The organism is Vibrio sp. 10N.222.46.A1 (genome assembly GCF_041473595.1).
GTDB lineage: Bacteria > Pseudomonadota > Gammaproteobacteria > Enterobacterales > Vibrionaceae > Vibrio > Vibrio tasmaniensis_A.
Window position 1 is genome coordinate 1 of sequence record NZ_JBFRSN010001046.1, and the last position, 269, is coordinate 269.

A 269-nucleotide genomic window follows, 5' to 3' on the forward strand; every position below is an offset into this window, starting at 1 on the left:
TAGAGATAGAGATAGAGAGGGTTAGGGGCAATAAAAATGCAGCTCATGGGCTGCATTTTCGTATCTAATTGGCGTAGCTTTAAGTTTATTTCGAAGCAATCACTGTAATCAGCTGGTGGCTTTCGCCAGGCTGTAACGTTTTGCCTGCTTCTAGGCTTGGTGCGTGCAGTGTTGACTCGACACACATCATGGTTAGATAACCGTCGTCTTGCATGTCGCCCATACTTGCAGCCCCTTCCGCCCACGGGTTCCAAAGTACCGCAGAGTTA

General features: G+C 48.3%; 1 pseudogene. It reads right to left on the reverse strand.

Features of this window, described 5'->3' with window-relative positions:
• Positions 1 to 85: 85 nt before the first annotated feature.
• Positions 86 to 269 (reverse strand): annotated as a pseudogene (locus AB4496_RS23560) (D-hexose-6-phosphate mutarotase); the annotation flags it as partial.